General features: G+C 54.3%; 24 protein-coding genes and 1 tRNA gene. 6 read left to right on the top strand and 19 right to left on the bottom strand.

Annotation, left to right across the window (positions count from 1 at the left end):
- Positions 1–391: 391 nt before the first annotated feature.
- From IEX74_RS08250 to rpmH, 9 genes are all read right to left on the bottom strand, one after another.
- Positions 392–1723: a serine hydrolase gene (locus IEX74_RS08250; protein WP_188812962.1), complete on the bottom strand. Its 1332-nt coding sequence runs from the start codon at positions 1721–1723 to the stop codon at positions 392–394.
- 36 nt (positions 1724–1759) lie between these two features.
- Positions 1760–3010: a hypothetical protein gene (locus tag IEX74_RS08245; protein ID WP_188812960.1), complete on the bottom strand. Its 1251-nt coding sequence runs from the start codon at positions 3008–3010 to the stop codon at positions 1760–1762.
- A 90-nt stretch (positions 3011–3100) separates the two neighbouring features.
- Positions 3101–4411 carry an APC family permease gene (locus IEX74_RS08240; RefSeq protein ID WP_188812958.1) on the bottom strand — a complete coding sequence of 437 codons (1311 nt, stop codon included), beginning with the start codon at positions 4409–4411 and terminating at the stop codon, positions 3101–3103.
- Positions 4412–4575: 164 nt separating this feature from the next.
- Positions 4576–5085 (bottom strand): DUF2480 family protein, encoded by a 510-nt coding sequence (locus tag IEX74_RS08235; RefSeq protein ID WP_188812957.1) that lies wholly within the window; start codon positions 5083–5085, stop codon positions 4576–4578.
- Positions 5086–5159: 74 nt separating this feature from the next.
- On the bottom strand, positions 5160–5855 hold the full coding sequence (gene tsaB, locus IEX74_RS08230) for a tRNA (adenosine(37)-N6)-threonylcarbamoyltransferase complex dimerization subunit type 1 TsaB (RefSeq protein WP_188812955.1): 696 nt from the start codon (positions 5853–5855) through the stop codon (positions 5160–5162).
- A 24-nt stretch (positions 5856–5879) separates the two neighbouring features.
- Positions 5880–6200, bottom strand: coding sequence for a DUF6678 family protein (locus IEX74_RS08225; RefSeq protein WP_188812953.1), 321 nt, complete (start codon positions 6198–6200; stop codon positions 5880–5882).
- Positions 6201–6267: 67 nt separating this feature from the next.
- Positions 6268–7968, bottom strand: a complete 1701-nt coding sequence (locus IEX74_RS08220; protein WP_188812951.1) for a S41 family peptidase — start codon at positions 7966–7968, stop codon at positions 6268–6270.
- Positions 7969–7998: 30 nt separating this feature from the next.
- Complete coding sequence (gene rnpA, locus IEX74_RS08215; protein ID WP_229755154.1) at positions 7999–8436, bottom strand: ribonuclease P protein component; 438 nt, start codon at positions 8434–8436, stop codon at positions 7999–8001.
- A 19-nt stretch (positions 8437–8455) separates the two neighbouring features.
- Positions 8456–8614 carry a 50S ribosomal protein L34 gene (gene rpmH, locus IEX74_RS08210; RefSeq protein ID WP_044000868.1) on the bottom strand — a complete coding sequence of 53 codons (159 nt, stop codon included), beginning with the start codon at positions 8612–8614 and terminating at the stop codon, positions 8456–8458.
- A 236-nt stretch (positions 8615–8850) separates the two neighbouring features.
- Between rpmH and IEX74_RS08205 the strand changes: the two genes are divergently transcribed.
- Positions 8851–10584 carry a M61 family metallopeptidase gene (locus IEX74_RS08205; protein ID WP_188812949.1) on the top strand — a complete coding sequence of 578 codons (1734 nt, stop codon included), beginning with the start codon at positions 8851–8853 and terminating at the stop codon, positions 10582–10584.
- Between the two features lie 29 nt (positions 10585–10613).
- Entirely contained in the window at positions 10614–11429 is an 816-nt protein-coding gene (locus IEX74_RS08200) for a hypothetical protein (RefSeq protein ID WP_188812947.1), read from the top strand.
- 74 nt (positions 11430–11503) lie between these two features.
- On the opposite strand, the gene IEX74_RS08195 is transcribed toward IEX74_RS08200, so the two are convergent.
- The 3 genes from IEX74_RS08195 to IEX74_RS08185 all read right to left on the bottom strand — a co-directional run bounded on the left by IEX74_RS08195 (position 11504) and on the right by IEX74_RS08185 (position 13010).
- Positions 11504–11776 carry a hypothetical protein gene (locus tag IEX74_RS08195; protein ID WP_188812945.1) on the bottom strand — a complete coding sequence of 91 codons (273 nt, stop codon included), beginning with the start codon at positions 11774–11776 and terminating at the stop codon, positions 11504–11506.
- A 112-nt stretch (positions 11777–11888) separates the two neighbouring features.
- A complete protein-coding gene (locus IEX74_RS08190) occupies positions 11889–12824 on the bottom strand; it encodes a PfkB family carbohydrate kinase (RefSeq protein ID WP_188812943.1) in 936 nt (311 codons plus the stop codon).
- Between the two features lie 112 nt (positions 12825–12936).
- Positions 12937–13010 (bottom strand) — tRNA-His (locus IEX74_RS08185).
- Positions 13011–13255: 245 nt separating this feature from the next.
- Between IEX74_RS08185 and IEX74_RS08180 the strand changes: the two genes are divergently transcribed.
- The gene (locus IEX74_RS08180; protein ID WP_188812941.1) at positions 13256–14668 is read left to right on the top strand and encodes a DEAD/DEAH box helicase; all 1413 of its coding nucleotides are present in this window, start codon (positions 13256–13258) and stop codon (positions 14666–14668) included.
- Between the two features lie 354 nt (positions 14669–15022).
- Here IEX74_RS08180 and IEX74_RS08175 read toward each other — a convergent pair whose 3' ends face one another.
- The 3 genes from IEX74_RS08175 to IEX74_RS08165 all read right to left on the bottom strand — a co-directional run bounded on the left by IEX74_RS08175 (position 15023) and on the right by IEX74_RS08165 (position 17207).
- Complete coding sequence (locus IEX74_RS08175; RefSeq protein WP_229755153.1) at positions 15023–15430, bottom strand: hypothetical protein; 408 nt, start codon at positions 15428–15430, stop codon at positions 15023–15025.
- Between the two features lie 149 nt (positions 15431–15579).
- Positions 15580–16269 (bottom strand): uracil phosphoribosyltransferase, encoded by a 690-nt coding sequence (upp, locus tag IEX74_RS08170; protein ID WP_188812939.1) that lies wholly within the window; start codon positions 16267–16269, stop codon positions 15580–15582.
- Positions 16257–17207: a GNAT family N-acetyltransferase gene (locus IEX74_RS08165; protein ID WP_188812937.1), complete on the bottom strand. Its 951-nt coding sequence runs from the start codon at positions 17205–17207 to the stop codon at positions 16257–16259. The genes upp and IEX74_RS08165 overlap by 13 nt, the downstream gene beginning before the upstream one ends.
- Before the next feature lie 165 nt (positions 17208–17372).
- Between IEX74_RS08165 and IEX74_RS08160 the strand changes: the two genes are divergently transcribed.
- The 3 genes from IEX74_RS08160 to IEX74_RS08150 all read left to right on the top strand — a co-directional run bounded on the left by IEX74_RS08160 (position 17373) and on the right by IEX74_RS08150 (position 21291).
- Complete coding sequence (locus tag IEX74_RS08160; protein ID WP_188812935.1) at positions 17373–19232, top strand: hypothetical protein; 1860 nt, start codon at positions 17373–17375, stop codon at positions 19230–19232.
- Between the two features lie 35 nt (positions 19233–19267).
- On the top strand, positions 19268–19624 hold the full coding sequence (locus IEX74_RS08155) for an ADP-ribosylation/crystallin J1 (protein ID WP_188812933.1): 357 nt from the start codon (positions 19268–19270) through the stop codon (positions 19622–19624).
- Between the two features lie 128 nt (positions 19625–19752).
- Positions 19753–21291, top strand: a complete 1539-nt coding sequence (locus tag IEX74_RS08150) for an aldehyde dehydrogenase family protein (RefSeq protein WP_188812931.1) — start codon at positions 19753–19755, stop codon at positions 21289–21291.
- A 112-nt stretch (positions 21292–21403) separates the two neighbouring features.
- Here IEX74_RS08150 and fbp read toward each other — a convergent pair whose 3' ends face one another.
- From fbp to IEX74_RS08130, 4 genes are all read right to left on the bottom strand, one after another.
- Complete coding sequence (gene fbp / locus IEX74_RS08145; protein WP_188812929.1) at positions 21404–22429, bottom strand: class 1 fructose-bisphosphatase; 1026 nt, start codon at positions 22427–22429, stop codon at positions 21404–21406.
- A 128-nt stretch (positions 22430–22557) separates the two neighbouring features.
- Positions 22558–23022, bottom strand: coding sequence for a nuclear transport factor 2 family protein (locus IEX74_RS08140; RefSeq protein ID WP_188812927.1), 465 nt, complete (start codon positions 23020–23022; stop codon positions 22558–22560).
- A gap of 25 nt (positions 23023–23047) precedes the next feature.
- Positions 23048–24382, bottom strand: a complete 1335-nt coding sequence (locus IEX74_RS08135; RefSeq protein WP_188812925.1) for an MFS transporter — start codon at positions 24380–24382, stop codon at positions 23048–23050.
- Between the two features lie 80 nt (positions 24383–24462).
- A complete protein-coding gene (locus IEX74_RS08130) occupies positions 24463–25119 on the bottom strand; it encodes a beta/alpha barrel domain-containing protein (protein ID WP_188812923.1) in 657 nt (218 codons plus the stop codon).
- Positions 25120–25130 lie beyond the last annotated feature (11 nt).

Here is a 25130-nt window from a genome sequence, read left to right as displayed (position 1 = left end):
GCTACTCCCTCCTTTTTTGCTTCCGTTTGAAGCCTTGGTTCGTTTTGGGAGTGCAAAGGTACAAAACTTAGTTAGAAAAACAACCAAGCAGTAAAACTTTTTTTTCTCCTTCGTCTTCTACCCCCCTTCCACTCGAAGGGGGCTGCAAAGATACTACCGGCTTTTGCCTCGTGTCAAGTACACAGAAAACTTTTTTTGAGAGTCTAGGTGCCAGTAGCAGCCAATACCCTTGCCTGTTCCCTCACCGCGTTTCGGTTTGGGAGTGCAAAGATGCACGCTCAAGTTAGAGTTTCCAAACCTTAGTCAGTTATTTTCGTCTGATCTCCCTTTTCCTTAGATCTAGTTTTACGAGCATCTTTTACAAGATACTGATATTTAACCTAGTAAGTACTCACTTTTTGCGGATAAAATTCTCTTCAAAAAATATTTCTCGTAAGTTAGGTTGGTAGCGTCTTAGCCGCTTGATGTCATATTGATAAATCACTTGCCCTAGACGGCGCAAAAAAGGCAAGCCAACAGTTGTATACTCGTAGACGCCATCATTGATTACTCCGTCTTGATTAACATATAACGCACAGCTGAGCAGGAACTCGGTGTGATGAGTAGAATCAGCGAAATAAGCTATATCAGCCAAGTAGCCGTGCGACATGCCCACTATGTTATAGATACGTAGTTCAGGCCGAGTAGCAATTTGTGCGTTACGACCATAGTATAGGTACTTCTTATAGGTATCGAAATAGGAACCTGTACTATAGGGCTTGAAGCCAGAACCATGCGGTGTACTGTGTAAATAGTATCGTAGAAATTGGTAGTCTGTAGCGGGTAAGTTGAATCGACTAGCTTTAGGCACAGCAAATGGGAACATCACAGTTTTGAGTATGTCGGTGATATCCTGCAGTGGCAAGTAATTGGCAGTCGTGAAATCGTAAGGTTGGTGAATCAGCTTCCCACCTGCTTTATAGGCTTTACCTTTTGTAACGTGCCCTAGGGGAGAGCTAAAACTTCTAGAGTTAATAGCGGCTGGTTGTTTGTAAAGGACCCGACTATTAGCATCATAAAAGGAGATTGGATTAGTACATCGGTTAGCAGCCGTATCGCAGGGAGCAAAGCGGCGGACGATACGAATCTGCGAGTAACCTAGGTTCCAGAGGTGTTCGTTGAGTGGGCGCTGACCTACGAATTCATAGAGTCGATTGTAAGCGTTGTTGTCGCTCGCAAGCAACATACGCTTTATATAATTGCCTACACTGTGTTGATAATCAGAATCAGCGGTGGCAACATAAGGGACAGCCGTTTGACAACGATAGGCGATACCGGTGACCATCGGGCTATTACGAGTGACACCTAGGCTGCGCAAGCTGTTTAGCTTTTCTAGCGCCAGCACCGCAGTTGGTAGCTTGACTAGGCTGGCAGGATCGAAGTACTGACGGGGGTTAAGACGAAAGTTGTGTTGGGTGAAATGAGGCTGATTTTTCTCGTCGCGGTCAATTTGCGTGTAGATGATTTGCAGCTCATAAGTAGCAGCGCGCTTGGCAACAGCCGCTAGTTGAGCATCGGAGTAGAGCAGGCTATCCAGCAAAGGGGTAGTACGAGCAGCGGTGTTAGCTCTTGGTAATGGGGTCGAAGAAACGCAACCTAACTTACTGAAATCTAACTCACTGAGGTCTGCAAGCATCAATAGCCCAAATAGTAAATGCGGAAAGCTCGTTAGGCGTTGCTTCATCTAACCTTATCTATTCTATAGCACAAAGAGCAGGAGCTAGCTTGCAGGGGCAGTACGACGGCGCGCCAAATGCAAATTGGAATTGTTCTGGCGCCAATTATAACCAGTGCCAAAAGGTAAGGGCTGCGGTTTGTGTACTGAGTCCTGATACGCCTCGGTGAGTACCGGTTGATAGTACTTAGCGAAAAGATTGATCGGCCTGCGGTACGTGCCATAGTACGTAAAACGCCACTTATCAGGGCGAAAGTACTTTAAGGCAATGCCAGAATCATCTTGCAGAACGTAGCGGCTGTTCTCTAGAATCAGGTGGCGAACCTTAGAGAAATAGACCTTGTGCATGAGGTAAGTGGCTGATTTCACGTAGGTAGTCAGCGGACCTAGGGTGCGGACGTAGCGCAACACAGCTTCTTTGGTGATACCTAGCTTCCAGTCGCTGAGATCGGCGGAGAAGTAGTAGACGGTTTTTCCCTGACCGTTTTTGTCGGCGAGCTTAAGCTCAACGCCCGGAATAACTCGCGGATCGGGCTTGCGGATCACGGCTGTATCGACAGGCGTGAGCTGTCCGGCGGCATCGAGCTGCACGTAATTTACCGCCGTTATTTGCTGATCGGTGCGGGCAGCAAAAAGCATCAGAAGCGGCAGGGCACCGTCGAGCTCAACTGACTTTAAATCCACGGCCATGTCGTTGGTGCGGAAAAAGCTGAAGTTTAGAATCGACCATAGCGAAGCTTTGACAGCCGGAAACAACGCCGGGTTCTCAAGCGTGCTGCGCTGCGGCACCGTCCCAACAGGTTCCAAGCCGACCAGCACATAGGTCTGGCTGGCAGGAAACAACGTCACGACATTCAACAAATCCGGGCCGCTGAACGGATAAAAAACCGTAGAGCTGGTGCGCCGAACAGAATCTAGCTCTGTTGCGGCCCACTGCTGGATTTTAGTGGTTCGGGTCTGATGGTAATTGTCCCAGCTTTTATCCGCATCAGTCGCAAAAGCCTGCCATTCGGGCTGCGTGGTAAGTTGGTGCAAATCACTCTGCGTGCGAACGGGCATTCCGGCCAGAAACGTAGCTACATCTTGTTCCGCGGTAGGCTCAGGCACGACCCTAGGTTTGGAAGAAGGCGCGGCAGCGGAGTCGGGTTGCTGGTGGGCCGGACGGCTGATTACAACCGATGACTGCGGAGAAGAAGCATTGTGCTCAGAGCAGGCGCCACACAAAGCCAGGAGAAGGAGCGGAAAGAACCAAGCAGCAGGAACGCGCATATTCTTCGCAAAAATCGCGGGATACATAAGGAGTTAGTAGTCGAATCAGGCCGCAAGATACTTTCTACGGCTGTGGCTACGCATGGCAGGCGGTTTGCCTCAATGGCTCTGCACGCCCTAAACGGCTGACATTCTTCTACTAACGCCATACGCCCCAGCTCCGATCAGCACAGTTAATAAGCCATAAAGCGACTCCATTGGCTTGTCTCGCAGGATAAAAATGAGCGTCCAGCCGCTCAGACCGAGGAAAAGTAGTGGCGTCAGGGGATACGCCCAGGCGCGATAAGGCCGTGGCAGCTCGGGCTCGCGCCAACGAAGCACGAACAAACCTAGCACGGTCAGAAACGTGAACAAGCTAAGTACAAACCCAGCGTAGAGCAGAACGTGCTCGAAGGTGGAGCGAATGGTGAAGAGCAGCGTGAGCGCCGATTGCATGATCATGGCTCGTACTGGAATACCGCGCTTGCTTACCACCGCCAGACTGCGCAGCACCGGCAGATCTTCGCCCATCACCTGCACAATACGAGGGCCGGCAAAGATCATAGAGCTTACCGTCGAAATCAGCAGGACCGCAATTACGGCGCCCATCAGACGCCCGATGGCCGAACCAAAGATCTGGTTAGCAGCCAGGTATCCTACTTCCACCTGACCACCTAGCTTTGCTAACGGTGTAGAATAGAGAAAAACGAAATTGAGTCCCACGTATAAGAGGAGCACCAGCGCCGTGCCGATGAATAAAATGCGCGGCAAATTGCGTTGGGGCTGCTCGACTTCTCCGGCCACATAAACCGCCGCATTCCAACCGGAATAGGCGTATGACACATACACGAGCGAAACGGCAAACGCCGGGCTTATTACCTGGTGCCAATCAGCCGTTTGCGGCACGAATGACAGGGGCTGTGGCGTGGCAGTCAGCAGGCCGGCGCCAATGAACAGAACGAGCAGCAGCACTTTTATGAGCGTAACGACCACCTGAAAGCGGCTACCGGCTTGGCTGCTCGTGGCGTGGATGATCGTGAGCGTCAGCACCACCAGTACGGAGAGTACTTGCGCATTGAGGCTAGGCCATACGCTAGCCGCGTATTTACCTAGGGCAATGGCTGCCAACGCTGTAGGCGCGGCAAAACCCACCGTGGCTGATACCCAACCAGACAAAAACCCAACGACGGGGTGATAGATGTAAGACAGGTAATGATACTCGCCGCCCGAACGTGGCAACGCCGCCGCCAGTTCACCATAGCTTAACGCGCCACACAAGGCAATCAGCCCCCCAACCACCCACAGCATCAGCAGCGCGAAGCCGCTTTGGATACCCAGCACCTGAAAACCTAGGCTCGTAAAAACCCCCGTCCCGACCATATTGGCCACCACAATGGCAATGCCGGTGTATAAACCAATTTTATAGATGGGTTTGGAAGGCTGCGCCATCGGGATAAGCTAGGTTTTAAATATGCGCAACTTGCGTCAGTTCTTGCGCACAGTGGCCTAAAAACGAAAGTGTCATTCCGAGCAAAGCGAAGAATCTGAGCTAGGTACTTGCGCTCAGATTCTTCGCTTTGCTCGGAATGACACTTAAATCACCCCACCTGTTTCTAGGCTTTCGGACGCTTGTAGAGCGGTACTGTGCTGCACGGCTCGCCATACATGATGCTGGTGGCTACGGGTAGTAGCTTCTGCATGATGGCCACGTAGGCGTACGTCGGCACGGGCACATTGCCGCAGCCTTTCACTACCACTTTGGCGTCGCGGTACAACTCGGCGTCGATGGCGGCAATGGCTTCCTGAAATAGCTCCTGCTCCAAGGCTTCCAAATTACCGAATACGTAACGATGCGCATGATTTTGCAGCTTCGTGGCGAGCAGCATATACGCCCAGGTCGGCACGATGGCATCGACGGAGCAAATGATGGCTACGTTTTTTCCGTCGTACTGCGTCCAGTCGTGCGTTTTGACGAATTCGCGGAAGTCTTTCTCCCGCAGGATCAACCCTTGAAACAGATTATCCTTGATGTCATACATAACCCGCTCACCGGGGTGTAGTAGCTCCTCCAGGTTCAGCGTGGTCAAGGCGCTTTGCGCAACGCGGTTGATGATTTCTTCCATGATTTCTATGAGAGCTTAGGCTTAGCGTTTAGAAGTTAGAACTTAGCTAGGTTCTCAGCTCTAGGTTCTGAACTCTAAGCTTTATTCTTTGGTGTAGTCGTGTAAACTTCCTTTAAATAGAACGGCTCGTAGTACGCAACATCGTGAAACTCCTGGCGCTGATAGGCTTCATGGGCAAGCTCCCCAATAGCCACTGCCGACGGCTGGATGTTTGTCAGAAAGCCGGCATTAGGGTGTTCCGCCACGAGCGCCTGAAACTTAGCTGCCCCACTTCCAAAGAATAACAACTGATGGTGGGTCATTTGTTCGGCCAAGGTATCGGCCTCCAACACGAGTGGCGTAGGAGCTAGCACCTGCTGCCCCTCATGCGTGTACAGAGCCGCGTACACTTCCATGCGCCGCGCATCGAGCATCGGGCAATACAGGAAGTTTTCCGGTCGGCTCGTGTGAGCGGTAACCTGATGCGCCAGCGCCTGCAACGTACTGATGGCCAGCAAAGGAATATTCAGGGCGTAGCACAACCCTTTTGCCGCTGCCGCGCCAATGCGCAAACCTGTGTACGAACCTGGTCCGTCGGATATGGCCACGGCACCTAGGTCATGCATCGTGTGGCCGGTGTTCTCTAACAGCTGCTCAATCAGCAAGCTCAGGTGCGACGAATGCGACTTCTCCAGCCGCAGCTCCGATTGACCTAGCAGCGCTCCATTTTGGTGCAGCGCTACGGAGCAAATAGACGAGGACGTTTCGAGGGAAAGGATGAGCGTGGACATGACACAAAGGTATGCTGCTCTATTTCAACTAGCCGAAATTGGAACTCTAATCATTCCATCTTCAATAGAAAAACTGACGCATTGTTCATTTAGACGTGTAGCAATTCTACTTGTATAATCTATTACCTGCGGTTTTACCAACCGGCCTATATGTTTTTTAACAATAGGGTTAACCTCTATCCATTCTACTTCTCGCAACGGCCAAGGACCATTAATTTCGACATAGTTATCCACAGGACTAATTAACATTTGGCCCCAAGACTCGGGCTCTAAATCAGCTGAAAGTTTTAATCTAAACTGACAGCCAAGTCCATCTATAGCATCTATAACTGGTTTAATCTTCATTGAACCTTACATTAAAAAAGCAGCCCCAATATGAGGCTGCTTTCTTTATCTCACAAGTTCTATATGCTTACTTCCCTCCTGCCGTGCTCCGCTTGGCCTCGGGCCGTGTTTTGGCTTCGGGCGTGCCGGGTTTCAGCAGCGCCGCATACCTAGGTGCATCATTCAGCACCTGCATGGCAGTGAGCACATTGGGGTCGTCATCGAAGCTAGCTTCGATCTGGCCCTTCTGGAAGTAGTAGCGCGACACAATTTCCTGCTCCAGCAGCTCCCGAATTTCGGGTTTGAAGCGGGTCAGGTCGTTGCTTTTGTTGGTCGAAACTTTGCGGCGGATTGCTTCCAGCTCCGTTTTCACGTCGTCGTAGTGCTTCTCGTCCTTCACTTTCTTGGTGAGGTCGGCCAACGACTTTTCCGCGTCGGTGGAGTAGTTGATGTCTTTGGCAGCCAAGAACTGCGTGAACTTCTGATACTCCGCATCCGATACTTTGAACTCGCGCGCCGCCGGAATGGTCGCGTGCTCGGAACGGTAGCGCGTGGCGTAATCGAAGATATAGTTCTTTTGGAGCAGTACGCGGGTGATATCCGCAATTTCGCGCTCCTGCACGGCCACATCCGGTGCCACGCCGCCACCATCATATACCGAGCGGCCGCTGGCCGTTTTGAAAGCAGTGCGCAGAGAATCAGGCACCTTACCCAAGGTACCATCATCGGCGCGGTGCGCATAGTCGATTTCCTGAATGCAGCGCCCGCTCGGAATGTAGTATTTGGCGGTCGTCACCTTCAGCTGCGAGTTGTAGCTCAGCGGCCGAGTGGCTTGCACCAATCCTTTGCCAAAGGTCCTCTCTCCTACCACCACGGCGCGGTCGTAGTCCTGCAACACGCCCGATACAATCTCAGAAGCGGAGGCCGAACGGTTGCTCGTAATAATAACGACCGGAATATGGGTATCGAGCGGCGTGTCGAGGGCTTTGTAGGTCTTGTTCCACTCGGTCACTTTGCCCTTCGTGCTTACAATATCCAACCCCTTGTCAACGAAGACGTTGGAGATATTCACTGCCTCATTGAGCAGGCCGCCGGGGTTGTCGCGGATATCGAACACGATTTTCTTCGCGCCCTGCTCTTTCAGCTTCATCACCGCCATGCGCACTTCCTTGCCGGCATCTACGGTGAAGGAGGAAAGCTGGAAGTAGCCGATATCAGAAGCTAGCATGCCGTAATACGGCACGTTATCCACCTGAATCTTGTCGCGGGTGATATTGATTTCGATGGGCTTATCCTGCCCATAGCGCGTCACTTCGAGCTTTACAACGGAGTTAGCTTGTCCTTTCAACAGCTTGCTGATATCGGAGTTACTTTTCTTCTCCGTGCTAATGCCGTTGATGGTTAGCAGCTCGTCGCCGGGCAGCAAGCCCGCTTTTTGTGCCGGGTAGCCCTCGTAAGCCGACTGCACAATGGTGCGGCCGCTCCGCTTGATGACTTGGGCCCCAATACCGCCGTACTGGCCGGTCGTCATGGTGCGAAAGTCTTCAATGTCGTCTTCCGGAATGTAGTTGGTATACGGATCGAGCGACTTGAGCATGGCGTCGATGCCCGTTTTCACCATCTTCGCGGGCGTAATTTCGTCCACGTAGTAGGTGTTTACCTCCTTGAACAGGGTGGCGAAGATGTCGAGGTTTTTGGCAATTTCGAAGTACCGCTCGTTGTCGGCGGACCGGAAGGATACGAGCAGCACGCCGCCAAGAACGAGGCTCGCAACGATTTTTTTACGCATAGAGAAGGCGGGAAGCAGATAACACGCAACCTACGAAACCTCCGCCACCGCCGATGCAGGACGTGTTTCGCTCAGCAAACGCTCCAGCCCTGAAATTAACTTTTTTTCGACCAGCGCGAAAGGCTTTTTTTCCTTGCCGGTATAAATAAGTCCCAGTAAAGCAACGGAGTGCCCGTCGGGGGCTTCCGTAAGCCGATGCTTATTGAGACGATACGCTTCGCGCACCAGCCGCTTGAGCCGGTTGCGGTCGACGGCGCGCTTGAAGTTGCGCTTGGATACGCTAACTAATACTTGCGGCGGCGTTGAATTAGGTGCATCAGCCAGCCGCCAGATAAATCGCAGGGGGTATAAACCAAAAGAAGAACCCTGGCCGAAAAGCTCTTGGATAAGCTTTTTGCGGCACAAATGTTCTTCTTTCGCAAAGGAGTAGGAACGCGCACCCGGCGGCAGAGCAGACTGGGGCGACACGGCGGAAATCGTCAGCGGTTTAGCGCTTATGACGGCCTTCGTCGGATACGGTCAGGCGCTTGCGGCCCTTGGCGCGGCGACGAGCTATCACGCTACGGCCGTTAACGGTTTCCATGCGTGAGCGGAAGCCGTGCTTGTTGCGGCGCTTGCGCTGCGAGGGTTGAAATGTTCTTTTCATCGTCGTCGTATAATGCTATTCGGGGATGGCCGGCAAAGGTAAGGGGTTGAGTTGTAAATGCCAAAGCCTGACCTAGGTTTTGTTTTGGGTTACTGCTTTTACTAGATAATTGACTGCCAACTGGTAAGCTGGAAACGGCGAATTTACGTAGAAGAAACAGTCTTTATTGTTGGGCCACCTTTTGCTTGGATGCCCTAGCTTTACCTTCTCGTTTGTGCTCCCGCTTTCGGCCCTCTATGATCCACTATTACGTTTCTTTTGCCAATCCGCTTACTTTCTACGTGCAGGTGCAGATGACCTTTGAGGTTCCGACTACGGCGTCGGAATCCTTGGAACTACAGCTGCCTGCCTGGCGTCCTGGTCGATATGAGTTGCAGAACTTCGCGCAGAAAGTACAGCACGTAACGGTGCAGGATGCAGCTTCGGGCGAAAACCTAGCTTTTCAAAAAACCACCAAAGACCGTTGGCAAGTGGCCGGTGCAGCGGGCCGTACGGTGCAGGTGAGCTATAATTTTTATGCACACCAGATGGATGCGGGCGGCTCGTGGCTGGACGAATCGCAGCTCTACTTGAATGGTGTCCAATGCTTTATGTACATCGAAGGACGCCGGGAAGAAGCCTGTCAGCTTACCCTAGCTTTGCCGGACGGCTGGCAGATTGCGTGCGGCATGCCCCAAAGCGGCCCTAATACGTTGCAGGCCAAGAACTTTGATGAGCTGGTAGAATGCCCCCTTATCGCCAGTTCTACGCTTCAGCACCGCGAATATCAAGTAGAAGGCATTCCTTTTTACATCTGGATGCAAGGCGAATGCGCACCCGATTGGAGCCGGATTGTGCGTGACTTCACGGCTTTCACGGCCGAGCAGCTCGCTTTGTTTGGCGGTTTTCCGGTAGCAGATTATCATTTTCTCAACCAGATTCTGCCCTACAAACATTATCACGGCGTGGAGCATACCAACTCCACCGTGATTACCCTAGGTCCGGCCGAACTGCTGATGACGGATGGCTTGTACAAAGAGTTTCTGGGGGTGAGCTGCCACGAGCTGTTTCATACCTGGAACATTAAGAGCATCCGGCCCGCTGAAATGCTGCCCTACGACTACACGCGGGAAAACTACTTCCGCACCTGCTACATCGCCGAGGGCGTCACAACCTATTATGGTGAGTACCTGCTGGCCCGCAGCGGCGTGCGGACGGCAACTCAATACTTTGAGGAGCTGAACACCGTGTTGCGTAAGCATTACGACGACTACGGCCGCTTCAATCTTTCGCTGGCGGATGCCTCCATGGATCTGTGGCTGGATGGTTACAAAGCCGGCGTGCCCGACCGGAAAGTATCGGTGTACCACAAGGGCGCGCTGGTCGCTTTGCTGCTCGATCTGACTATCCGGCGCCTCTCCCACCACCAGCGCAGCCTCGATGATGTGATGCGCCGGCTGTGGCAGGAGTTTGGGCAAGCGGGCGTGGGCTACACCGAGCAAGACTACATGCGCATTGTGTCGGAGGTGGCGGGCCAACCAATGCAGCGCTACTTCGACCAGTTTGTGTACGGCACGGCGTCGCTGGAAGAGCCGCTGAACAAAATCCTAGGTTTTGTGGGTTGTCGGCTAGCAATCCGGGAAAATGCGTCGGCTTCAGAAGGCATTTTCGGTTTCCGCGCTACGGTGAAGAGTGAGCGGACGGAGGTAGCGGCTATTGCACCCGACTCGCCGGCAGCGGCAGCGTTAACTATCGACGACGAGATTATTGCCGTGAACGGGCGCCGTGTGGTGATGAACCTTCAGACACTGCTTTCGGCTGGCGCTGAGCAGTATGAGCTGAGTGTCTTCCGCCAGAATCGGTTAGTAGCTGTGACGCTGGTGGCTAAGGCTGAGCAGCGTTTTTGGCAAAAAATAACGGTAGAGAAACTCCCAGACGCCTCTCCCGAGCAACAAGCTAGCTTTCAACAGTGGCTCAAGCAGGCGTTCTAGTTTTTATTAATAGTTAGTTGGCGTTTCTAATGCTTCGGCTTCGTTTGTTACTGGCGGTGGCTTTGCCAACAACCCTGGCGGCGTGTACCTTCCGGATGCCGCTGGCTGAACGGCCACGCCCTATCGTGAACCCTAGCCCGCCCGTCGCACTTCCAACGCCTCCTAAGCCGCCGCACATCTATCGGCTAAGCCACTTGGATACGCTGGCTGTGCACCGCAATCATGTGCTGGCCCTTTATCCGGCTTCGCAAAGCGCTTATGATGCCCTACCTAGCCCCGCATGGATGCGGACCACCCAGTCAGACGAAGAGGGTGGTGAGCTAGACCTAGATCCGCAAAAGGAGGAAAGAAGCCGGCTGCGCAACGCCGGGCCGACCGTCCGTCGGGTGGGCCATACGCTGTGGCTGCGCCCAACTGCCCATGCGCCCTTACAGCTGGTGGACAACCCCGCGGAAGACTACGACCGCAACATTGCCTACGAATTCATTGCTTCGCTACCGAATATCAAGCAATGGCTGCTGTCGGTGCACCTATACGAAGGCGGCTACTACGTGCTGATTGACCAGCGCACGGGTCGCCGAACGCCTATCTGGGGGCCGCCGGCCATTTCGCCCAACGGTCGCCATTTCGTGTGCGGCAACTCCGACGTGCTGGCCCGCTACGAACCCAACGGCTTACAGGTGTGGGCGATGGATGGCGTACCGCAGCTGCTTTGGGAACGTGAAACGGAATGGGGCGTGCAGGAACCGCGCTGGCTTGACGACCACTCCATCCTCTTCCAGCAAGATTTCTACGACAAAGATGACGTCGACACACGCATCGTGCGGTTGAAAGTGATACCCTAGCTTTTAAGCTAGATGTAAAAGCAAAATGCCCTTCCACCGCTAGGCAGAAGGGCTTTTCTAATGATTTACAGCGGCTATTTATTATTCTGCTGACTTGGATTCGGGTTATGGCGAGGCTTGTTGGCCTGCGTGGTCCGCTCCTGCTCGCTGTCGCCGCCACCAGGGGCATTATTCCTGGTGTGGTTACCCGTTTCGTTGAGACCGTTCTGATTCAAGTTTTGCACATTCGCGCCATCGTTCCCACGGCTCTCGGGGTCGACGGAGGCATGCTGTAGCGCATCAGGACCTTGGGCAGTGCTCTCTTTCTGATTCGATTTGCTTGACGAATTACTCTTATGCTTTTCCATGACGTTCGGCGCTAAGGTGAGAAACAGACTACTCTTCTTACCTAGCTTAAACGCATTTAGTTGCTAAAAGCCCCGAATAAATCCTAGGCTTCGTCTCACTTCTTGGTGTAAGCTAAACCGTAGCGACTGTTGCTGTTGGCAATATTTTCACGAGTTCCGCAAACAGGTTTTCCCGCGCTTCAATCTCTTCTTTGGTGAGGTTCAGCAGACGCTCCGTCCCGAACTTCTCGACGCAGAACGAAGCCATAGCGGAGCCATGAATTACGGCGCGCTTCATGTTTTCGAAGCTAATGTCATCAGTCGCAGCCAGGTAGCCGATGAAGCCGCCTGCAAACGTGTCGCCGGCACCGGTTGGGTCGAATACATCTTCCAGCGGTAGCGCTGGGGCATAGAACATCTTGTTCTTACAGAAAAGCAGCGCGCCATGTTCGCCCTTCTTGATAACCAAATACTTGGGACCTAGACCCATGATCTTTTTGGCGGCTTTCACCAACGAGTACTCCCCCGAAAGCTGACGGGCCTCTTCGTCGTTGATGCTGAGCACATCGACCATTTCAATGGTCGTCAGCAGCTCTTCCAAGGCCACATCCATCCAGAAGTTCATGGTATCCATCACAATCAGCTTGGGCCGATTCACGAGGCGTTGAATCACAAGGCGCTGAATCTGCGGCGTTAAGTTGCCGAGCATCAGATACTTGCAATCCTGGTACGAATCAGGCAGAACGGGGTCGAAGTCGGCCAGCACGTTCAGCTCCGTCTGGATCGTTTCGCGCGAGTTGAGGTCGTTAGAGTATTTGCCGGACCAGAAAAACGACTTCTCGCCTTGCTTGATCTGCAAGCCTTGCGTATCGACGCCGTGCTCTTCCAGCAAAAGGATATCCGATTGCGGAAAATCGTCGCCGACAACGGCCACCATTTTCACTGGTTTTACCGAATACGAAGCCGACAGGCTAGCATAAGTGGCGGCACCACCGATGATCTTGTCGGTCTTGCCAAAAGGCGTTTCCAGCGCATCGAACGCAACGGTACCAATAACAACCAGACTCATAAGGAGAGAAGTAAAAAGTGATTCATGCAAAGATTGCTGTTGTGCACAACGGCACAATCATAAAAAAAGTCCCCGGAAAGAAATTTCCGGGGACTTTTCGTTTTCTGAAGTGGGTGGACAATGGGGTTCGAACCCACGACCTTCGGAATCACAATCCGATGCTCTAACCAGCTGAGCTATGACCACCATGTAGGTAATAGAGCGACAAAAGTAGCAGCCTAGCGGGTTTTTCCAAAGAGTTAAGGCACTTTTTTTATCAAAGCCGCCAAACATCATCGGAACGCGACCTAGCTTGTTTGGGTTTGTAACCACTGAACCTAGGTGATACCGTCTGGCTATCAGAGGCGCGGCTTAGCATCTGCCATAACGTATTGCGGCCACCTTCCGGCTCCGCGTCGTACCTTTGCGGCTCGTTTTCAAGTTACTGCCTTATGTCTGAATCCCCCACTGCCACTTCATTCGCCGATTTCAAGCTCAACAAACAACTCCTGAACGCGGTAGCTGAAGCTGGTTTTGAGCACCCTACTCCCGTGCAGGAGCAGACCATTCCGCTGCTGCTGGCTGGCCACGATGTGCTAGGTATTGCGCAGACGGGAACCGGCAAAACGGCGGCCTTTGGCTTGCCGCTCCTCATGAAAGTGAAGTACGCGCAGGGCATTCACCCGCGGGCCTTGATTTTGGCGCCTACCCGCGAGTTAGCAATGCAGCTCGAAACGCATTTGAAGCGCCTTGCCATCTACACCGACCTGCGCATCTTTGCCATCTACGGCGGGCTAGGTCCGAAAACTCAGATCGAGACGATTGCGAAAGGCGTTGATATTCTGATTGCTACGCCGGGCCGCTTGCTGGAGCTGTACCTGAAAGGCGACCTAGTGCTGAAGGAGCTGAAAACCTTGGTGCTCGACGAGGCCGACAAGATGATGGATATGGGCTTCATGCCCCAGATCCGGCGCATTTTGGAAGTTATTCCGAGCAAGCGGCAGAACGTGCTGTTTTCGGCGACGATGCCGGATAAAGTGGCAACTCTGAGCGAAGAATTTCTGGAGTTCCCGGTGCGGGTGGAAGTGACGCCGTCGGCCACTTCGGCCCAGACAGTGAGCCAGACGCTGTACCGCGTGCCCAATCTGCTCACCAAAATCAACCTGCTCGACTACCTGCTGCTGGACTGGGACACGTTTCACCGCGTCATGATTTTCTGCCGGACCAAGGAGCACGCCGACAACGTAGCTAGCTTTCTGACGCGGAAAGTAGTCGGCGAAGCCCGCGCCATTCACGGCAACAAGGGCCAGAACGTGCGCATCAACGCCATGGAAGCGTTCCGCAACGGTGAGCTGCGCTTCCTGGTAGCTACCGACGTAGCCGCCCGCGGCATCGATGTGCCACAGGTGAGCCATGTTATCAACTTCGACGTGCCGCTCGTGTATGATGACTACGTCCACCGCATCGGGCGCACGGGTCGGGCGGCGCACACGGGTGCGGCTATCACGTTTGCCAACGATGCTGAGATGTACCACATGGAGCGCATCGCGGAGCTGATTCACCAGGAAATCCCGGAGTTGCCGCTGCCGCCCGAAGTAAAGATAATGCCGACCACCTTCGACGAGCAGCAAGGCATGGATCGGGAAGTGGACGAGCGTCGGCGGCGCCAAGACCCTGATTTCCAGGGCGCTTTCCATGAAAAGAAAGTACCGCTTCAGAAGGATATTGACAAGCGCACAGGCCTGCCCTACGTGGAAGGACCTAACCGGAGCCAGAAAGGCAAAAAGAAGCGGCCTTCGCCCGGCAAAAGCCAGTCGCCAGCTGCGAAAGCAGCAGCCAAGCTGCGCGGCTCACGCCGCAAGTAGCAGGCTCAGTGGCAGTTGATCTATACAGATTGTTGCTACGCCAACCTAGGGTGAACCTGGCGTATTAGCATCTTGTGGCCAAAACCTAGGGTTGACCTAGGCTATAGCGGGAGTGCTTGCCGTGATTAGCCAGATCAGGGCGGCCCGGCGATATTGCAAGCTGATGAGCAAGTCCTTTTTCATATATTAATAGAATTTATCGGTCTTTATTTTCGATAAATCTAAGACAAACAAAAAGCTGGGGCAATACCTAAAAGTAGGTATTGCCCCAGCTTTTTGTTCTACAGCTGTGTTTGACTTCACGCAGCTAGCTTTTGCAAAAATCCTCAAAAGCCTCTTGCAAAAGCTAGTGGCTCAATGATGAAAGATCGGCAGGTGACTGAACCGGAAAGCCAGCAATGTGAGCGTAGCGCCCCAAAAAACGGCGCTCCAAAGCATGTGCAGCAAGATGCGCATCCGCGGAACGTGCAGCTGTGTGGCTATTACGGTACCGCCAATTGGGCTGAACAGAATGGGCGTCAGAAAGGCAATGCCCGGCATTCCGAAGCGCCGGAAGATGCGCACGATGCCGCGGCTCCGCCTGCTGAATACCGGCTTGCCGCGGAGTTGCCGCCGCCGCCGTTGGTGCAGAGCCCACGCTCGCCCTAAGCCCGACACCACAATGACACTGGTCATCATGCCGGCTACCGTGAGGCCCCAGGTAAGGCTAGGTGTCAGCCCGGCCGCCACGCCTGCTACCGGGCCGCCTAAAAACTTAAGCATGCTCAGCAGGAAAACGGAAAAATATTTTACTGCGTACGGTATCACGAAAACAGGTGTTTTTAAAAGCCCAGAGACCGTTTGTTCTTTATGCGGAAGTTAAAGATAACAGGTTGCAAGGTTCGCGCCTGTTTCTGGCGCCGGAAGTCTGACTATAACTTACTGCCGTACGACAGGTCGCCGGCATCACCTAGGCCCGGCACGATATAGGCCTGATCGTTAAGGCCTTCATCAATAGCGGCGACCCAAAGCGTAGCCTCCGGAATTTCCCGCGTGATGTAGGCTACGCCTTCCGGACTGGCAATGACGGCGGCAATGTGCACCTGCCTAGGTTGCCCAAAGCGCACCATGGCCCGGTACGTCTGTACTAACGACTTACCCGAAGCTAGCATGGGGTCAGCCAGAATCAGTACCCGCTCATCCAGACTGGGCGCCGTCAGATAATCGAGTTGCACCTGCACTTGGGCTGTGCCCTCAATGCGGTAAGCCGCCGCAAAAGCGCTCGGCGACTGATCAAAATAATTCAGGAAGCCCTGGTGAAACGGCAAGCCGGCGCGCAACACCGTGGCTAGCACCGGGAAATCGCGCAGCAGCTCGCCATCCGACTGACCTAGGGGCGTTTGTACCGTTTTGGTGGTGTAGCTGAGTTGCGAGCTGATCCGATACGCAATGATTTCGCCGAGGCGCTGCAAGTTGCGCCGGAAACGCAGACTATCGCGCTGCACATCCACGTCGCGTAGCTCCGCCAGGAAGTGGTTGGCGACGGAAGGTTCGGCGCACACCACATGTACACGATCCGGGATGGAAGAGGCGGGAGTAGAAGTCGGCGTTATGGTTTCCATAGCAAGTACCAGGGTTGACGGGTGTTTTTAGCAAGCGCCGCGTACGAGGCGGGCTTGGCCCCGAAGTTGGCAAAAAAACGAGCAATCGACGGTATCATGCCGCCTTCGAAATCGAGGATGAACCTAGGTGTGCCGGCGTGCCGGCGAATTACCTCATCGAGCAACACCAGCGGTGCGCCCGCCTGTTTGCCTTCCGGCGAAGCGGCCGCAAACAGATAGATCAACCCACGTGGATGCTTTACGAACAACGCTGCGGCCAGTAAGTTATTGGCAGCTGGCTCGCGTACTTCAAGCAGCAAAGCTAGGTTCCGGGCCTGCAAAGCCGTGACCAAAGAAGCGAGCTGCTGGTAGTGCCGGCCTTTCAGGCTGGCGACTTCCCCGCCTTTATGCAGGCGAAACAGCTGAATAAGCGCCGTTCCATCGTCGGTTGTCATTGCCATTAAGGGCGCTGGTTGCTGTTGATTACGCCGCAACCGACGCCGGTAATCCGATGCGTAACCAGCCAATAACGTTGTGTAGTCAGCGCTGAGGTCCAGCAGGTACGTGCGCCGCTCGGCTGATGAGAAACCAGGCGGCGGCTCAAAAAGCGCGTTGCTGACGTTGCTTTGGATGTAGAATTTAGCAAAACGCTTAGCAGTCAGACCTAGGTAATCGGCCAGTTCTCGGTGCTGGCTGGCGGCAGTCGTCAGCAAACCTAGCTGTTGGGTGAAGGCTGGCTGGTACACTTGGCGGCCCCAAGGGCGCCATTTCACCGGCAGCGGCAGCACCGAGCGGTAACTATTGTCAACGGTGCTCAGCTCTACCACGGCGTCCCAGTAGCCGGCAGTAGCCGCTAGCCACCACGAATAAGCGTAAGGCACTGCTTGCTGCGCCGCAGCCACGCAGGCATCCCAGGCAGCTAGGTTTATTTCGGAGTGGCGCAGGTAGCGGAGTGGCACGGTAATGTAGCGGCAGCAAGTACCATTAGTAATGATTTGCCCCTAAAATAAGCGTCCGTTTCTTACCACCCGGTCCGCTACATTCTCGCTACCACTCCGCCGCAACTGCGTAGGTTTGTAGGGCCGTGCCGTACTACCACCCAGCGCGCTGCGTTTTATCTACTTATGAAGAAATTCTTACTGCTCTTTGGTGCTCTAGGTCTATTAGCGGAGGGTGCTGCCGCGCAAACTACTCCGCCTGATGGGCCTACCTGGCTGGTGTTTGATAAGACGGCTCCAAAAAAGTCGGCGCCGGCACCCGCTCCTAAAACCACCCAAGGTGCCACTTACGTCCCGCTCGACCAAGACGTATACCGTCTGATTGACCGCTACGCTATTAAGTATGGCCCTGATACGCTGCACGATCCGCACACGTCGGTGCGGCCTTACTCGCGCGTCAGTGTGGCGCGGCTGGCGCTGCGCATGATGCAGGAGGATAGCACGACCAAAGCTAGCCTCTCGGCAGCCGACCGCTTCAACGCGGGTTTTCTGCTGCGCGACAACTGGAACTACACGCCCCAGGATTCGGCCCTGGGTCAGAACCAAAGCCAGCGGCCTTTGCTGAAGCACTTCTACCGCAATCAGTCCGACCTTTTCCACGTTGCTACCCCCGACTTTACGCTACGCGTGAATCCGGTTCTGCTGCTGCAAGCCGGCAAAGACAACGAAATCGGCGGCCTGCGCTACACCAATACGCGTGGTATTCAGGTGGAAGGCACCATCGATCAGCGCCTGGGTTTCTACACGTTTTTGGCTGATAACCAGATGGCGGTGCCGGGCTACGTGCAGCGCCGCATTCAGCGCGACCAGATCGTGCCGCACGAAGGCTATTGGAAGTACTTCAAAACGCAGAATGGCAGCCAATACGACTTCTTCTCGGCGCGGGGCTACGTTACCTACGCGGCTACCAAGCACATCAACGTGCAGCTCGGCCACGACCGCAACTTCATCGGCAACGGCTACCGCTCCCTGATTCTGTCGGATTACAGCACGCCGTATTTCTTTTTGAAGCTGAATACGCGGGTTTGGAAGCTCAACTACCAGAACCTGTTCGCGGAAATGACCGCCAGTCGTAATTACGGAGCCAACAATATCACGCCGGACACCTTATTTCAGAAGAAGTACTTTGCCCTGCACCACCTCAGCCTCGATGTCACTCCGAACTTCAACATCGGCGTGTTTGAATCGGAGGTATTTGCGCGCCGCAAAGGTGGCTTTGAGCTACAATACTTGAACCCGATTATTTTCTACCGTGCTATCGAACAGCAGCTTGGCTCGCAGGACAACGCTATCCTAGGTCTGGATTTCAAGTGGAACATCAAGCACCGGGCGCAGCTCTATGGGCAATTGGTGCTGGATGAGTTTGTACTAAGCCAGATTCGCGCCCGCAACGGATGGTGGGCCAACAAGCAGGCAGTGCAGCTAGGTGGCAAGTTCATCGATTTAGCCGGCGTACCGAACCTCGATATTCAGGGCGAGTTCAACTACATCCGGCCTTATACTTACCAGCACGAGGATCAGTACCGCAACTACCAGCACTACCAGCAGCCGCTCGCCCACCCGATGGGCGCTAATCTCTACGAGCTGCTCGGCATCATCAGCTACCAGCCGCAGGTGCTGCCTCGGCTAAACTTGGTGGCTAAGGCGATTTACACTGTGCAGGGCCAGGATTTGCCTACCGTACCTAGCTATCCGAACATTGGCAGCAACTACGGCAGCAACGTGCTTTACCCTTACACGATTCGCCCGACTGACGCCGACGGCAACCTCATCGAATATGGCTACCGTGTGGGCGATGGCAACAAAACCAAGCTGCTCCACACCGATTTTACGGCCACGTATCAAGTGCGTCAGAGCGTGTGGCTCGACGCCAAGCTGATTGCGCGTCACCAGACTTCGGCGCTGCCTACCGGGGTGAAAACCAACGAGGTATTTGCCACGCTGGCCCTGCGCTGGAACATTGCTCAGCGCCTGCACGAGTTTTAAACCTAGCCCAAGAACTCACAAACCTAGGTTTGCCCATGCGCCACGAATCCGCAACGCTCCTGCTCTACCGACCTGTTAATCAGCAGGAACTCGACCTGATAGCGGCTTCCGGATGGCTGGCATTTCCGCCGCGTCTACCGGAGCAGCCGATCTTTTATCCGGTGCTGAATGAGGAGTACGCTGCCCAGATAGCCCAGGATTGGAACGTGCCCTACTACGGCGTAGGCTACGTGTTGCGCTTCGCCATTGATGCCGACTATGCCGCGCAGTTCCCAATCCAAAACGTAGGCGACCGGCACCACGAGGAACTCTGGGTTCCTGCTGAAGAGCTGAATGAGTTCAACCAGCACATCTTCGGTCAGATTGAGGTAGTGAGTGTATTCAAAAGCTAGGTTATAACCCACAGCTTCGTTGTCGTCTGGCTAGCTGCACGTTGAATTTCGGAGAACACGAAATATTAGGCACCCCTGGGCTATCTTGCCGCCAACAGTATTGGTTTGCTCCCAACATTTCATTTCTCATGCCCAAGATCATTTCTCCTCAAGTTGAGTTCTTCGGCCTGCTGGCGCAGGTGAAGCAGATTGCCCCTGAAATATTCGATCAGCAGGGTCGTTTTCTGAACCTGCTGGAAGGCCAGTGGCAGTGCTCGGGCACGCCCCGCGAGTTTATCTCGCCGGTTGATGGCACTATACTCGGCGGCCTGCCCATGCTGAACCGCGACCTCGCGTTGCGCGCCGTACGGTTTGCCAAAGGAGAAGCCGCGAGCTGGGCCGGCACGGACCTCGACGAGCGAAAGCAGCGCGTTCAGGACTGCTTGGATCTGCTGCGCCAACACGTGGAGCTGATTGGCAAGCTGCTCATATGGGAAATCGGCAAAACCTACAAGCTAGGTTTCACCGACATCGACCGCTGCATCGATGGCGTGCAGTGGTACGTGGATAATATTGAAGGCATGCTGGATAAGCGCAAGCCGCTCGGCCTTGTGAGCAATATTGCCTCCTGGAACTACCCGATGTCGGTGCTGATGCACGCGGTATTGGTGCAGGTGCTGTGCGGTAACTCCGTGATTGCCAAAACCCCAACTGACGGCGGCTTTATCTCGCTGAGCCTAGCTTTTGCCCTCGCTCGGCGCAGTGGCTTGCCCGTGACGCTGGTGAGCGGCCCCGGCGGAGAACTCAGCGACGTGCTGGTGAAAGACGACCACGTCGACTGCTTGAGCTTCGTGGGTGGCCGCTACAATGGCCGCAACATCGCCGATGCGCTGGCCTCGAAGCACAAGCGCTACATGCTGGAGATGGAAGGCGTGAACACCTATGGCATCTGGAACTTCTCGGACTGGCAGACCCTAGGTGACCAGCTCAAAAAAGGCTACGACTACGGCAAGCAGCGCTGCACGGCCTACGTGCGCTTTGTGGTGCAGCGTGACCTTTTCCCGCAATTCCTGGAAACCTACTGGAATGTGATGCACTCGTTGAAGGTAGGCAACCCCACCCTCGTGGATAACCCCGGTGATCAGCTCCCCGACCTAGCTTTTGGCCCCGTCATCAACTCCAACCAGGCCGCCGACCTCAACCGCTTGTATGAGAATGCGCTGAAAACCGGCGCGACGCCGCTGCTGGAAGGCAAGCTCGACGACAACCTTTTCCTGCCCGGCCAGAACCGTTGGTCGTACGTGGCGCCGCGGGCCTTGGTGAACCTGCCGCGCCAAAGCGAGCTGTACTTCAAAGAGCCCTTCGGCCCTATCGACTCCATCGTGCTGGTCGACCGCGTAGAAGAGCTGGTAGGCGAAATGAACATCTCGAACGGCGCCCTCGTGTCGGCCATTGCCAGCGACGATGAGCAGCTAGCCCGCCGCACCGCCAAGGAAGTTCGCGCCTTCAAGGTTGGCATCAATAAGCTCCGCTCGCGCGGCGACCGGGAGGAAGTGTTTGGCGGCCTGGGTGAGTCCTGGAAAGGCGCTTTCGTAGGCGGCGCGCTGCTGGTGGAAGCCGTAACGGAAGGCGACAAACCCATTCTGGGCAACTTCGAAGAATCGCTCCTGTTGCCAGACAAGATCTAATAGTCCGCTTGATCTGCGGCGCTAAGCTATCTGCACAAAAGCAAGAAAGAGGCACCTATTGCAGGTGCCTCTTTCTTGCTTTTGTGCAGAACCTAAGTTGGTGGTGCCAGCTTCAGGAAAGCTTCGCTGTTGCCGTTGCGCTGGCTGCTATTTCCTTCACCATATTAGTCGAGCCGATGACTAGCGCACTACGCTGGTGGCAATCGGTTGCGACGATATCAAGTATAGGTGTACCGTTAGCATCCGCTACGGCGGCGCCGCCTGCCTGTTCAATAAGGAAAGCCAGGGGGTAGCATTCGTAGAGCAGGCGCAACTTGCCCTGGGGTTTCTTCTTCGTAGGCGGATACAGATAGATGCCGCCCATCAGCAGGCTACGATGATAATCGGCCACCAAAGAGCCTACGTAGCGCCCGGTATAGCCCTTACGCTTGCACTCCATCAGGTACGTGCGCACGTACTCGGGGTAGTCAAACCAGTGCCCTTCGTTGCAGGAGAAAATCTTTCCGTTCTGCGGAATAAGCAGGTCGGGGTGCGAAAGGAAGAATTCGCCTAGTGAGTGCTCGTAGGTGAAGCCGACCACCCCGTGCCCGGTCGTGTAAACCAGCATAGTGCTGGAGCCATACAGCACGTAGCCGGCCGCAATCTGCTTGCGTCCACCTTGCAGGAAATCGTCTTTGGTAGCGGGCGTGCCAACGGGCGTAATCCGCCGGTAGATCGAGAAGATCGTTCCGATTGGCACGTTCACGTCAATGTTGGCCGAACCATCAAGCGGGTCCATTGCCACCACGTATCTTCCCTGGTTGTTCCCCGTTTGGATGATTTCATCTTCCTCTTCCGAGAGAATAGCGCAGGCCTGTCCGCCGTTCTTAAGCGCCCGGATAAAGCGAATGTTAGCGACAACATCTAGCTTCTGCTGCTGCTCGCCCTGCACGTTTTCGGTGCCGAAAGCCCCCTTCAGCTCCGAAAGTCCCGCCCGATTCACCTCACGGTTGATGATTTTTCCGGCCAGCGCAATGTCGCGCAGCAGCTGCGAAAGCTCACCGGTGGCATACGCAAACTCGCTCTGCTTGCGCATGATGTAGCGCTCCAAGGTGGTACCAACCGGCTGTGCTAAGGCGTTATCGGGGTTCGTGCTCATAGGGAAATTTTAGCGTTAGTTCACTTACGGACTATAGCAAAGGGCCTTGTGGCTAGTGCACCATTGTGCTCACTCTGCCAACAAGACCCTTCTATTCTGTTGCGTCGAGATGACGCTAAGCACACGTTCTACTGTGCTTGCTTCTGCGACTGCCACAGTACTACCTGCCAGCCTTTCTTTACATCCTTGATCTGCACCACCACATACTTCAGGCGCGACGGACTCGTCGAGCCGTCCGGTTTGGGCGGCGAGGTGATGACAATCGTACCATTGACAACGGCCGTGTTGCCGTCATTATAGGCGCGCACGTTCAAGGCTTCGATGTCAATCTTGCCATACTGGCTCTTGCCGTCGCGGATCGACTGAATGTAGCTCGTCTTCGTGTCCTGGTGGCCATCGGAGTGGGTGTAAACCAAGTCGTCGCCAAACACTTTTTCCAAGACGGCATAATCCTTCTTCACTTGTGCCTCAAAGCGCTGACGCTCTAGTGCTTCTACTTCTTTCACAGCGGCTTGGTCTTTTTTGGTTTGGGCGAAGGTGAAAGCTGGCAGTACGAGTAGCCCCACCACCAGCAGCAACAATAGTTTTTTCATAGGAGAAAGAAGAGCTAGGTGACAATTAGGCTTCATCTAGGTCTATTGGCTTCATCCGTGGCACCAGGAAGTGCATGATAACCCAAGCGAACAGGTAAGCGCCACCGCAGATCAGGAACATGATAAAGTACGCCTTATCCAGCTGATTGATGCTTTCATAATACACGAACATCTGCTTCTGTACCAGCGCCGATAGCAGAATACCACCTAGGCCACCAGCCATACCGCCAATACCCGTGACGGAAGCCACTGCCCGGTTGGGGAACATATCAGAAACCGTCGTGAAGATGTTGGCGCTCCAGGCCTGGTGCGCCGCCGCCGCAATACCGATTACCAGCACCGCCAGCCACATGTTGATCTGACCTAGGTATTGCGCAAACACAATTGGGAATACGCACAGCGCAATAAGCAGCATCGAGGTTTTACGGGCCTTGAAAGCAGGCCAGCCGTTCCGGATGAAGTTCAGCGGAATCCAGCCGCCACCTACGCTACCAATACTGGATAGGATGTAAACCACCGCCACTGGCATAGCAATGTCAGTACCCTTTAGACCATATTGCTTGCTCAAGAAGTCGGGCAACCAGAACAGATAAAACCACCAGATTGGATCGGTGATGAACTTGCCCAGCACAAACGCCCACGTTTGGCGGAAGCTCAACAACTTAAACCAGGAAACTTTGGGCTTCGTCTCGATGGAGACTGCCGCCAGATCATCCACATCACTGTGGATGTACTTAAACTCGGCTTCGGTAAGTTTGGCATGGCGGGCTGGCACTTCATAGTACATGAACCACAGAACAAGCCAAACGAAACCTAGGGCACCTGTGATAATGAAAGCCCACTGCCAGCCAATCGTTTCAGCGATAAGCGGAACTGTCAGCGGCGCAATGATTGCACCCACATTAGAGCCCGAGTTGAAAATACCGGTTGCTAAGGCCCTTTCCTTCTGCGGAAACCACTCAGCCGTGGTTTTGATAGCGGCTGGGAAGTTGCCGGCTTCTGTGATGCCCAGGAAAGCGCGCGCTACTCCAAAGCCAAACGTGCTGCTCACAAACGCGTGACCAATAGCAGCCAGGCTCCAAAGGAACGTCGACATAGCATACCCGATCTTGGTCCCGAGCTTGTCGATGATTCGGCCTACGCCCAACATACCAACCGAGTAAGCTAGCTTAAATGCTATTTCGATGTTGGCGTAGTCACCTGAGTTCCAATGAAACTCAGTTTCCAGATAGGGCTTCAGCAAAGAGATGACGGCCCTGTCCAGGTAGTTAACCGTAGTGGCAAAAAACACCAGTGAACAGATCGTCCAGCGGTATTTGCCAATAGTAGTGGACGTGGCGACAGGTGAAGATGGAGTCATCAAAGTCGGTCGTGAAATAGGTGAGCGGGACTTACAGCGAAGCTAGCCCTCAGCACCAACGCTGCGGGCTAGGAGCAGCGTTATTTTTTCAGCGTGTTGACGAACTGCATGAGCTTGGCAATGTTGGCGCTGAAAGCTTCTGTATCGTCCGCATTTTTGAAGAGCTGCGACCCCATACCTACCACGTTCACACCAGCTCCAAACCAATCAGCCAGGCTTTCATTCGTCGGCTCAACGCCACCGGTTACCATCAGCGGGATGTTCGGCATCGGGCCGCGCAACGCTTTGATGTAGCCAGGTCCGACCATGTTGCCGGGGAAGATCTTCACAATAGCCGCACCTTGTTCGGTTGCATTGTAAATCTCGGTGGGCGTCATGGCGCCGGGTAGCCACGGCACGTTGTGTTGCCGGCAGACGGCGGCTACTTCCGCCGTGGCCAGAGGCTGCACCATAAAGTCAGCGCCGGCAGCAATGAAGCGCTCGGCATCCTCGGCTTTGTAGATGGTGCCAATACCTAGCAGCATGTCCGGGCACTGCTCGGCTACAAACGATTGCAGCGCCGAGAAAACTTCAAAGGCCTTCTCTCCCCGGTTCGTGAATTCAAATACCCGAAGGCCGCCCGCGTAGCAAGCCTGCACAATGCGCTTGGCATAAGCAACATCAGCGTGGTAGAACACCGGGACTATCGGAAACTGCATGACGGCCGAGAAGGCATCAGCAGGGGAAAATCGAGCCATTTGATTTGATT

The sequence above is a fragment of the Hymenobacter cavernae genome (genome assembly GCF_014641455.1).
GTDB lineage: Bacteria > Bacteroidota > Bacteroidia > Cytophagales > Hymenobacteraceae > Hymenobacter > Hymenobacter cavernae.
Note: the sequence above shows the minus strand (reverse complement) of the source record. Positions and strands in the feature narration are given on the sequence as shown.

Bases quoted from the DNA above. Each gene is read 5' to 3' on its own strand.
- IEX74_RS08250 (WP_188812962.1), bottom strand. From the start codon at position 1,723: ATGAAGCAACGCCTAACGAGCTTTCCGCATTTACTATTTGGGCTATTG.
- IEX74_RS08245 (WP_188812960.1), bottom strand. From the start codon at position 3,010: ATGTATCCCGCGATTTTTGCGAAGAATATGCGCGTTCCTGCTGCTTGG.
- IEX74_RS08240 (WP_188812958.1), bottom strand. From the start codon at position 4,411: ATGGCGCAGCCTTCCAAACCCATCTATAAAATTGGTTTATACACCGGC.
- IEX74_RS08235 (WP_188812957.1), bottom strand. From the start codon at position 5,085: ATGGAAGAAATCATCAACCGCGTTGCGCAAAGCGCCTTGACCACGCTG.
- tsaB (WP_188812955.1), bottom strand. From the start codon at position 5,855: ATGTCCACGCTCATCCTTTCCCTCGAAACGTCCTCGTCTATTTGCTCC.
- IEX74_RS08225 (WP_188812953.1), bottom strand. From the start codon at position 6,200: ATGAAGATTAAACCAGTTATAGATGCTATAGATGGACTTGGCTGTCAG.
- IEX74_RS08220 (WP_188812951.1), bottom strand. From the start codon at position 7,968: ATGCGTAAAAAAATCGTTGCGAGCCTCGTTCTTGGCGGCGTGCTGCTC.
- rpmH (WP_044000868.1), bottom strand. From the start codon at position 8,614: ATGAAAAGAACATTTCAACCCTCGCAGCGCAAGCGCCGCAACAAGCAC.
- IEX74_RS08205 (WP_188812949.1), top strand. From the start codon at position 8,851: ATGATCCACTATTACGTTTCTTTTGCCAATCCGCTTACTTTCTACGTG.
- IEX74_RS08200 (WP_188812947.1), top strand. From the start codon at position 10,614: ATGCTTCGGCTTCGTTTGTTACTGGCGGTGGCTTTGCCAACAACCCTG.
- IEX74_RS08195 (WP_188812945.1), bottom strand. From the start codon at position 11,776: ATGGAAAAGCATAAGAGTAATTCGTCAAGCAAATCGAATCAGAAAGAG.
- IEX74_RS08190 (WP_188812943.1), bottom strand. From the start codon at position 12,824: ATGAGTCTGGTTGTTATTGGTACCGTTGCGTTCGATGCGCTGGAAACG.
- IEX74_RS08180 (WP_188812941.1), top strand. From the start codon at position 13,256: ATGTCTGAATCCCCCACTGCCACTTCATTCGCCGATTTCAAGCTCAAC.
- IEX74_RS08175 (WP_229755153.1), bottom strand. From the start codon at position 15,430: ATGCTTAAGTTTTTAGGCGGCCCGGTAGCAGGCGTGGCGGCCGGGCTG.
- upp (WP_188812939.1), bottom strand. From the start codon at position 16,269: ATGGAAACCATAACGCCGACTTCTACTCCCGCCTCTTCCATCCCGGAT.
- IEX74_RS08160 (WP_188812935.1), top strand. From the start codon at position 17,373: ATGAAGAAATTCTTACTGCTCTTTGGTGCTCTAGGTCTATTAGCGGAG.
- IEX74_RS08155 (WP_188812933.1), top strand. From the start codon at position 19,268: ATGCGCCACGAATCCGCAACGCTCCTGCTCTACCGACCTGTTAATCAG.
- IEX74_RS08150 (WP_188812931.1), top strand. From the start codon at position 19,753: ATGCCCAAGATCATTTCTCCTCAAGTTGAGTTCTTCGGCCTGCTGGCG.
- fbp (WP_188812929.1), bottom strand. From the start codon at position 22,429: ATGAGCACGAACCCCGATAACGCCTTAGCACAGCCGGTTGGTACCACC.
- IEX74_RS08140 (WP_188812927.1), bottom strand. From the start codon at position 23,022: ATGAAAAAACTATTGTTGCTGCTGGTGGTGGGGCTACTCGTACTGCCA.
- IEX74_RS08135 (WP_188812925.1), bottom strand. From the start codon at position 24,382: ATGACTCCATCTTCACCTGTCGCCACGTCCACTACTATTGGCAAATAC.
- IEX74_RS08130 (WP_188812923.1), bottom strand. From the start codon at position 25,119: ATGGCTCGATTTTCCCCTGCTGATGCCTTCTCGGCCGTCATGCAGTTT.